Origin of the sequence: Actinomadura formosensis NBRC 14204 (assembly GCF_001552155.1) — a bacterium.
GTDB classification, from domain to species: Bacteria; Actinomycetota; Actinomycetes; order Streptosporangiales; family Streptosporangiaceae; genus Spirillospora; species Spirillospora formosensis.
On record NZ_BCQQ01000020.1, the window covers coordinates 60,973 to 67,831 of the forward strand.

A 6,859-nucleotide genomic window follows, 5' to 3' on the forward strand; every position below is an offset into this window, starting at 1 on the left:
GTTGGGTCCTGTGGGCCACACTGGAGACCCGCCCTTTACACGTTCCCGCCGGGAGGACCACGCATGACCACGCTCGACACCACGCCGGCGGAGGTCCGGGAGCACTCGCCGGTCGACGGCGAGCCGTGCGTGCTGCTCAAACTGGGCGAGGTCGTCCTCAAGGGCAAGAACCGCGAGCAGTTCGAGCGGCGGCTCGCCGACAACGTGCGCGCCGCAGTCCGGCCCATCGCCCGGGTGGACGTGATCCGGCGGCACGGCGTGTTCATCGTGCGCAAGCACGACGCCGACCTGGCCACCATGGAACGCGTCGCCCAGCGGATCACCGACGTCATGGGCATCGTGTGGGCGCACCGCGCCTGGCTGGTCGGCAAGGACCTCGCCAGCGTCGAACGCGCCGCCCTCGAACTCATGGACGGGCGGACCGGCACGTTCGCCGTCCGGTCCCGGCGCCGCGACAAGCGATTCCCGATGACCTCCACCGAGCTGGACCGGCACATCGGCGGCATCGTCGCCGAACGCTACGGCCAGCCCGTCAAGCTCAAGGACCCCGAGCACACCCTGTCGATCGAGGTCGACCGCGACGAGGTGTTCGTCTACTCCGGCGGCCTGCCCGGCCAGGGCGGACTGCCCGTCGGGATGAGCGGACGCGCCCTCGTGCTGATGTCCGGCGGCATCGACTCGCCCGTCGCCGCGTACCGGATGATGCGCCGCGGCCTGCGCGTCGACTACCTGCACTTCTCCGGTATGCCGTTCACCGGCCCCGAATCGATCTACAAGGCGTACGCGCTGGTCCGCGAGCTGGACAAGTTCCAGGGCGGGTCCCGGCTGCTCGTCGTCCCGTTCGGCAAGGCGCAGCAGCAGATCAAGGCGTCCGGCGCGGACCGGCTCGCCGTGATCGCGCAGCGCCGGCTGATGCTGCGCACCGGGGAGGTCCTCGCCCGCCGGCTGCGCGGCGGCGCGCTCATCACGGGCGACGCGCTGGGCCAGGTGTCCAGCCAGACGCTCACCAACATCACGGCGCTGGACGACGCCGTGCAGATGCCCGTCCTGCGGCCCCTCGTCGGCATGGACAAGGTCGAGATCATGGACCAGGCGCGCCGCATCCGCACCCTGTCGATCTCCGAGCTGCCGGACGAGGACTGCTGCACCCTGCTCGCGCCCCGCCGCGCCGAGACCAAGGCCAAGATCGACGACCTGCGGCAGATCGAGAAGCGCCTCGACGCCGGCGAACTCGCCGACCAGCTCGCCGACTCCGTCCAGGAGCACCGCCCCGCCTACGCCGGCCCCGCCGCCTGACGGTTCCTTGCGGGGGTCCCGGAGGGACCGGGTTCAGCGCGCGTCGAAGTCCGTCGGACGGGGCGGCTCGGGGCCGCCCGAGCCCATCAGGGTGATCCGCTCGATGCGGACGATGCGGAACCGGCGGCCGGCGACCGCGATGCCGTTGCGGCGGGTCTCGCCCTCCAGCAGCGCCGCCGCCTCGGCGAACCGGGCCACGTCCGTGTGGGCCGGGCTCTCCACCGCCGGCACCACATGCCGGAAGTAGGTGATCAGCGCCTCGCGGGCCTGCTGCGGCGCGTCGTGCAGCCGGCCGACCGGATGCCAGCGCCGCTCACCGCGCTCGGCCACCGTGAACACGGGCGCCAGCGCGACCGGGGTGCGGAACGTCCTGGACGGCTCGTCGCCCGGTGCCGGGGCCGCGTCCAGCATCTGGCCCAGCAGCTCCGCGGTCGCGAAGCCGGACGCCGGGCCCTGCTCGGGCAGCAGCTCATGCGGCCGGCCCCGCCGAACCCGGTGGTCGGCGGGCAGCGGGTCCAGATCCGTCGGGCGGGGCGGTTCGGGCCCGTCCGGGCCGATGCGGATCCGCTGCTCGATCCGCACGATCCGGAACCGCCGCCCGCCCGCGGTCAGCTCGTCGGCCGGCCCGCGGCGCAGCGTCCGCGCCGCGGCGCGCAGCTCGTGCGCCTGTGCGCCGTCCGCGCCGTCCGCCTGGTCCTCCAGCCGGTCGGCGAGCAGCTCGCGCGCGCCCTGCGGCAGCGGGTCGCAGGGGCACACGATCTGCCAGCCTCCGGGGACGTGCTCCGCGGCCGTGAACAGGGTGCCCACGACCACGAGCTCCGGATAGGCGGAGAGGGCGCGGCGCGCGTCCGCGAGCATCACCGCGGCGACCGGATCGACGCCGTCCAGATCGTCGGGGAACAGCCGCCCTCCGGCGTCACCATCGCCCGTTGTCATGCCGGACATCATCCCCGCCGCGCCCGTCCCGGCCAATGGTTCAGACCATTTTGTTACCGGCGCGTTTTCCGCCGGGCCGGCAGCACGAGCACGACCAGGCTCGCCGCCAGCAGCGCGAGGCCGCCGACCGCGGCGGTGTCGAGCCGCTCGCCCAGCAGGGCCGTGCCGAGGACCGCGGCCACCGCCGGCTCCGCCAGCGTCAGCGTCGTCGCCGTCGTGGCCGGGGTGGTGCGCAGGCCCCGCGCGAACAGCAGATAGCCGCCACCCGTGGTGATCACGCCGAGGTAGAGCGCGATCAGCGCGCCGGACCCGGTGAGCAGCCACCCGGAACCGGAGAACAGGGTCGGCGCCAGCAGGACGGCCGCCGCGGTGAACATCGCCCCGGCGACGGCCCGGTCCTCCTCGCCCCGCGTGATGAGGACGGACGCGACCGTCGCGTACACCGCGTACGCCAGCCCGGACAGCAGCGCGAGGGCGACGCCGGCCGGTTCGACGCCCGCGTCCCGGCCGCCGCCGACCAGCAGGGCGCAGCCGGCGACGGCCCCCGCCGTCGCGATCGCCCAGCGGCCGGCCGGTCCGGGGCGCCGGGTCAGCAGCCCGATCACGCCCGCGAACGCGGGCGCGCTGCCGATCGTGACGACGGTGCCGACCGCCACCCCGGTGCGGCCGACGGCGAGGAAGAACGCGACCTGGTACACCACGATCGTGACCGCGCCGAGGCCGATGAGCGGCAGGTTGCGGCGGTCGCCGAGCAGCCGGCGCAGCCCGGCGCCGCGGCGCGCGCACGCGAAGGCGAGCAGCACCAGGCCGCCGATGACGATGCGGATCGCGGCGACCGAGAGCGCCGACGCGTCGCCGGCGAACGTGCGGACGGTCCCGGTCGTCCCCCACAGGGACGCCGCCAGCAGGATGTCGCCGCCGAGCCGGGGGCGGGCGGACGCGGCCCGCCGTGGCGCGCGCCGGACGGAGGTGTTCTGTGACACGAAGGCTCCTGACCTCGAATCGGAAGGAAGAATCCGGATTCGGGGCGCAGGAGGACGCGGCCGGGCGCATACCCGCGCCGGGCCGTGTCAGAACTCGGCAAGAGTGCGGTCGCCGCGCCCCGTCAGGAGCGCGGCGGCCCGCAGTTGGAAGTCCAGTACGCCACGTCTCGGACGATACCGCCTTTGTCAGGCGGGGACGGCGTCGGGGTCCTCGGCCTGGGTGAGGCCGCGTCCCACGAGCGGGGGCAGGTCGCGGACGAGCTTGGCCAGTTCGCGCAGATCACCGTCCACGAGGGCCTGGGGCCCGTCGCACAGCGCGGTCTCCGGGTGCGGGTGCACGTCGATGATCACGCCGTCCGCGCCGACCGCGATCGCGGCGCGGGTCAGCGGCAGCACGAGATCGCGGCTGCCGCCCGAGTGCGACGGGTCCACGATGACCGGCAGGTGGGACAGGCGCTGCGCCACCGGCACCGCGGAGATGTCGAGGGTGTTGCGGGTCGCCTTCTCGAATGTGCGGATGCCGCGCTCGCACAGCACGATGTCGAGGTTGCCGCGCTGCGCGACGTACTCGGCGGCCATCAGCCACTCCTCGATCGTCCCGTTCATGCCGCGCTTCAGCATGACCGGCTTGCCCGACTCGCCGGCGGCCTGGAGGAGGGAGAAGTTCTGCGCGTTCCGGGTGCCGATCTGCAGCATGTCGGCGTAGGAGGCGACGAGTTCGACGTCGTGGGCGTCCACCACCTCGGTGACGACCGGCATGCCGGTCTCCTCCCGCACGTCGGCGAGGATGCGCAGGCCGGCCTCGCCGAGGCCCTGGAAGGCGTACGGGGACGTCCGCGGCTTGAACGCGCCGCCGCGCAGCAGCGTCGCGCCCGCCGCCCGCGCCATCTGCGCGGCGCCGAGCGTCTGCTCCGGGGTCTCCACCGCGCACGGGCCGGCGATCAGCGTCATGCTGCCGGGGCCGATCGGCACCCCGCCGACCCGCACCACCGAACGCTCGGCGTGGTTCTCGCGGCTCACCAGCTTGTAGGGCGCCGAGATGCGGATGACGTCGCTGACGCCGCGCATCCCGCGCAGGTTCAGCGAACCGAACTGCTGGACGTCGCCGACGAGCCCGACGATGGTCCGCTCCACGCCGCGGCTGACGAAGGCGTCACCCCCCGCCGTCTCGACCAGTGAGACGACGGCCTTGATATCCGCTTCGTTGGCCTCCGGGGCCATGACGACGACCATTGCTGTGCTGCCTCTCCTGTTTTCGCCCGGAATCCGGTGGACCCCGTGGCCAACCCCTGAAACGACGAAAGCCCCGGGCCGCTGTGGCCCGGGGCTTGTCATCGTGTGGTCTGTCAGCGCAGCGCCTGGCAGACCAGCCGGCCGGGCTGGTCGAACCAAAAGAAATACACGACGTTGCGCACGGGCCCAAGCGTAACCGATCCCGGGACCGCGGGTTCGCCCCGCCCCCGAATATGGCTCAGCTCACGCCGGATGGCAGGATGGCCGCGTCATGACCCACCCCGAACCTTCCGCGCCGCAGCCACGGGATCTGCCTCCCGGCCAGTACGTCCCCCGGGGCTGGCCCGTCCTCCACTACGGCCCCGTGCCGAAGTTCCGGCCCTCGGCCTGGGACTTCCGGGTCTTCGGCGCCACCGCGTCGGGCGGGCAGTACCGCTGGACCTGGGAGGAGTTCGACGCGCTGCCGAGGGTCACGTCGGTCGCCGACTTCCACTGCGTCACCAAGTTCACCGTCCCCGGCAACGTGTGGGAGGGCGTCCCCGGCACGGCGATCGCGGAGCTGGCGCCGCCCGCGCCGGACGTCACGCACGTGATGGTGTGGGCCGAGTACGGCTACAGCGCCAACATCCGGATGAGCGACTTCCTCGCCGGCGGAACGATGTTCGCCACCCACCACGGCGGCGATCGGCTGACCGCCGACCACGGCTTCCCGCTCCGCATCGTGGTCCCGCACCTGTACGCGTGGAAGAGCGTGAAATGGGTTCGCGGCATCGAATACCTGGTGCAGGACCGCCGCGGCTTCTGGGAGGAGCGCGGCTACCACAACGTCGCCGACCCGTGGCGGGAGCAGCGCTACTCCTACCAGGAGGAGGAGGGCGAGGCCCCGCCGCTCTGACGGGCCGCTCCGAGGGGTTCGTAAATCGGCGACAGGCGGATCTCCGGGGGCGGCGAATGTTACCTTCGGTCGTCATGACCCTACCGTCCGTTGCGAAGACCGATAGGTGCATGCGCCATATCCGCGGCGACGAGTGCGTTCTCACGGGCGAAACGGTGGTCGGTGGTGCGATCAAGCCTCGTTTGAGTGTCCTGAAGGACCCGTATGGGGGTGTTTTCGGACTGGCCGGTGATCCGGTGACGCGGCACTCACTTCCTGGAATCGATTGCGGACAGACGGTAATCGCGGCAAAGTCGGCCTCATGCTCCACGTCCTCGCCGTCGACGATGAACGCCCCGCACTAGAGGAGCTGACCTATCTGCTCCGCAAGGATCCGCGGATCGGGCAGGTCACCGGCGCGGGGAACGCCGCTGCCGCGCTTCGCGACCTGTCCCGCATGCTCGTCGAGGGGGAGCGCCTCGACGCCGTCTTCCTGGACGTCCGGCTGCCAGGACTCGACGGGCTCGACTTCACCCGGCTGCTCACCGGATTCGCCGCGCCCCCGCACGTGGTGTTCGTGACCGCGCACGACGACTGCGCCGTCACCGCCTACGAGCTGGGCGCACTCGACTACCTGCTGAAGCCCGTCCGGCCGGAGCGGCTCGCCGAGTCCGTCCGCCGGGTCGCCGAGGCCGCGCAGCGGACGGGTCCGCGTCCCGCGGACCGCCCCGCCCCCGACCCCGACGACGACGAACTGATCCCCGTCGAGCTCGGCGGCCGGACCCGGCTCGTCTCCCGCCGGTCGGTGACCCACGTGGAGGCGCAGGGCGACTACGTCCGGCTGCACACCGCCGAGGGCGGCTACCTGGTCCGGATGCCGCTGTCGGCGCTGACCAAGCGCTGGGAGGCGGCCGGGTTCATCCGGATCCACCGCAGCACCCTGGTCGCGTGCGCGCACATCACCGAGGTGCGCTTCGACGGCGGGCGCGCGGCCGTCCGGATCGGAGACGACCTGCTGCAGGTCAGCCGCCGGCACACCCGCGAGGTGCGGGACCGGCTGGTGCGCAAGTTCCACCATCCGGACGAGGACGAGGCGGGGAAAGGGCGGCGATGACCGGTGAGCGCCGGGCCCGGCGCCCGATGAACGTCCGAGATTCGTCCGCGAACGGCGCCTCCGCCGCGTGGACCGTCCCCGCCCGACCGCTCGTCCCGCATAACCGACCGCTCATCGCACGACTACACTACGCACATCTCTGATTACATACCGCTTATCGAGGGCTGCGTTTTCCTGGTGCCGCCCACCACACCCCGCGTCTAGTGTTCTCAGTGACACCACAAGCCACACCGCCACCGGAGGGGCGGGCGGCCGTGCCCCGGCCGCGACACCTCCCACAACAGCAAATCCGGAGATCCGGCCACGCCGGATCGTGTCGCCGGATCCCGTACCGGGGGGGTGGGATCCGGCGACCTGCGGCTCGGGCGTCGCTGAACAGTCGGGGGGTTGTTCAGCGACGCCCGAGCTCTTTTTTATTGCTTT

Annotated in this window: 6 protein-coding genes; 3 read left to right on the plus strand and 3 right to left on the minus strand. The window is 72.5% G+C overall.

Annotation, left to right across the window (positions count from 1 at the left end; translation table 11 throughout):
• Window positions 1-63: 63 nt before the first annotated feature.
• Entirely contained in the window at window positions 64-1,296 is a 1,233-nt protein-coding gene (gene thiI, locus AF1_RS07845) for a tRNA uracil 4-sulfurtransferase ThiI (RefSeq protein WP_067794391.1), read from the plus strand.
• Between the two features lie 33 nt (window positions 1,297-1,329).
• Here thiI and AF1_RS07850 read toward each other — a convergent pair whose 3' ends face one another.
• The 3 genes from AF1_RS07850 to aroF all read right to left on the minus strand — a co-directional run bounded on the left by AF1_RS07850 (window position 1,330) and on the right by aroF (window position 4,448).
• Entirely contained in the window at window positions 1,330-2,232 is a 903-nt protein-coding gene (locus tag AF1_RS07850; protein ID WP_131732603.1) for a DUF5954 family protein, read from the minus strand.
• Between the two features lie 53 nt (window positions 2,233-2,285).
• Entirely contained in the window at window positions 2,286-3,215 is a 930-nt protein-coding gene (locus tag AF1_RS07855; RefSeq protein ID WP_067794395.1) for a DMT family transporter, read from the minus strand.
• A gap of 186 nt (window positions 3,216-3,401) precedes the next feature.
• Window positions 3,402-4,448 (minus strand): 3-deoxy-7-phosphoheptulonate synthase, encoded by a 1,047-nt coding sequence (aroF, locus tag AF1_RS07860; RefSeq protein ID WP_067794397.1) that lies wholly within the window; start codon window positions 4,446-4,448, stop codon window positions 3,402-3,404.
• A 271-nt stretch (window positions 4,449-4,719) separates the two neighbouring features.
• On the opposite strand from aroF, the gene AF1_RS07865 reads away from it, so the two are divergent.
• Together AF1_RS07865 and AF1_RS07870 are read left to right on the plus strand one after the other, a co-directional pair.
• The gene (locus AF1_RS07865) at window positions 4,720-5,343 is read left to right on the plus strand and encodes a sulfite oxidase-like oxidoreductase (RefSeq protein ID WP_067794399.1); all 624 of its coding nucleotides are present in this window, start codon (window positions 4,720-4,722) and stop codon (window positions 5,341-5,343) included.
• Window positions 5,344-5,644: 301 nt separating this feature from the next.
• Window positions 5,645-6,436 carry a LytR/AlgR family response regulator transcription factor gene (locus AF1_RS07870; protein WP_067794401.1) on the plus strand — a complete coding sequence of 264 codons (792 nt, stop codon included), beginning with the start codon at window positions 5,645-5,647 and terminating at the stop codon, window positions 6,434-6,436.
• Window positions 6,437-6,859: the final 423 nt, after the last annotated feature.